The sequence below is a fragment of the Inquilinus limosus MP06 genome, from assembly GCF_000767795.1.
Classification (GTDB): Bacteria; Pseudomonadota; Alphaproteobacteria; order DSM-16000; family Inquilinaceae; genus Inquilinus; species Inquilinus limosus_E.
On sequence record NZ_JANX01000895.1, the window covers coordinates 1 to 1,656 of the forward strand.

The following is a 1,656-nucleotide window of genomic DNA, read 5'->3' on the forward strand; positions in this document are numbered from 1 at the left end:
CCCAGCGCGCCATAGGCCAGCAGGCCGACGCAGGTGCCGGCGACATAGGCGGCCAGCACCAGCTGCGCCCGCGCCGCGTCGCCGCCGATCGCCTCCGGCAGATACGGCACCGCCGGCAGCACCAGGTCGGTACCCATCAGCCCCAGCACGGTGCTGGCGACCACCAGCCCGAGCACCAGCCCGGTTTTCCCCCCGATCGCGGCCATGGTCTTCTTGTCCTATTTCCCAACGGACGCCTGTTGTACGTGGCCGGGAAGGGAAGGAGCAATGCGAGGGCGCGCGGGTCAGCCATCCGCCAGCGGTGCGCCGTGACCTCACGGACGCTGCGCCGCAGCCAGCGATGCGCCGCTAGAAGAAGCCGTCGAGGAACGCCGCTGCCGCGTCCGAGAGGCCGACGATCTTGTTGGTGGCCTGGCGGTAGAGCTTGAAGTTCAGCTCGGTGCCGGGCCGGCCGTCGTCCCAATCCTGCAGCGGCTTCAGCTCGCGCCGACCCAGCGGCCGCGTCGCCAGGGCGGTGCGGCGTATGGTGACGCTGACCCGCGGCGTCTGCCGGTCCAGCCCCGGAATCGACGGCATCGCCTCGGCGGCGGTGACGATTCCGCGCGCGACCAGGCCCTGGCCGCCCTCATTCTCGCTGGCGAACAGGAAGGCGGTGTCGCCGGCGGCGATGCGCTTGCCGCCATACATCGTCTTCTGCGCGGCGAACTCGAAGCTCTCCGCCCGCGGGTCCCGGATCTCGGCCTTGATCGCGTAGAACACGTGGCCTGCCTCCGGTGCGGATCGGGCGCTCACCGTCCGGTCTTCTCCCTGATCCGGGTCAGGCAGCAGCCCTCTTGCCCGGGCGACCAGAGCTCGATCTCATAGTCGAAGCCGGCTGCTTCCAGTGTCGCCTCGTCGAGTGCGGAGGCGCAGTGAAGCAGCGTCACGATCTCCTCCTCGCTGCATCCGGCCTCGACCCAGGCATCCTTGATCGGGCAGGCCATCATCTTCACTTCGAGGCCTGTGCTGTCGAGCCGCCGGATATCCGGGCAGAACACCGACCCGTCATCCGGCGATTTCGCGAAACCCCTCGCCATGCCTTCGAAATCCCTCGGGGCGCAGGCCGTGAGCGATCTGCCGATCCGGAGACCGTGGGCGCGGCTGGCGCTCCGCATCACGTCCTTGGCCTCGGCTTCGCCATAGCGGGCCTTGAGTTCGCGAAAGACCATCAGATAGGCCATGCCGCGGTCCTTGATGGCGTCGTACAGCAGCTTGTTGGTTGGCCTGGTGATCAAGTCTTCTCTCCAACGGTCGCGCCGATCGAAAGCCTATCGATATCGAGGGGGACGACCCAGCCTAATCCTTCCTCCGCCCCGGCAGCAGGAGCCAGGCGATGCCGGCCAGGGCGGCGAGGCAACCGAGCAGGGCGAAGGCGGGGATACCGAACAGGCGCGGCCCGCTCTCGGCCAGGATCGGCGCCAGCCCGACGACGAACGCGGCGGTGACGATGGCGACGGCGATGCGCGCGGCGCCGCGCTCGATCGAGCGGCCGAACCGGTCCATCCGGCCGATCTCGACCTCCAGCTTCACCCGGCCCTTCTCCAGCCGCCGCAGCACCCGGCGCAGGATGCCCGGCGCGTCGCCGGCCAGGGCCTGCAGCTCCAGCAGCGCCGACCC

The 1,656-nt window shown here is 69.6% G+C and carries 4 protein-coding genes; all 4 read right to left on the reverse strand.

Annotated features, from left to right (window positions below; translation table 11 throughout):
- Positions 1–206 (reverse strand): hypothetical protein (locus P409_RS33700; RefSeq protein ID WP_034848963.1); only part of this gene is annotated, 206 nt, incomplete at its 3' end.
- Between the two features lie 142 nt (positions 207–348).
- Positions 349–792, reverse strand: a complete 444-nt coding sequence (locus tag P409_RS33705) for a hypothetical protein (protein WP_202964897.1) — start codon at positions 790–792, stop codon at positions 349–351.
- Complete coding sequence (locus P409_RS36700) at positions 789–1,220, reverse strand: L-2-amino-thiazoline-4-carboxylic acid hydrolase (protein WP_152613692.1); 432 nt, start codon at positions 1,218–1,220, stop codon at positions 789–791. Before P409_RS36700 ends, P409_RS33705 begins: the two co-directional genes overlap by 4 nt.
- 115 nt (positions 1,221–1,335) lie before the next feature.
- Positions 1,336–1,656 (reverse strand): hypothetical protein (locus tag P409_RS39690; RefSeq protein WP_034848969.1); only part of this gene is annotated, 321 nt, incomplete at its 5' end.

Excerpts from the sequence above, each read along its gene's own strand:
- P409_RS36700 (WP_152613692.1), bottom strand. The coding sequence starts at position 1,220 with ATGGCCTATCTGATGGTCTTTCGCGAACTCAAGGCCCGCTATGGCGAA.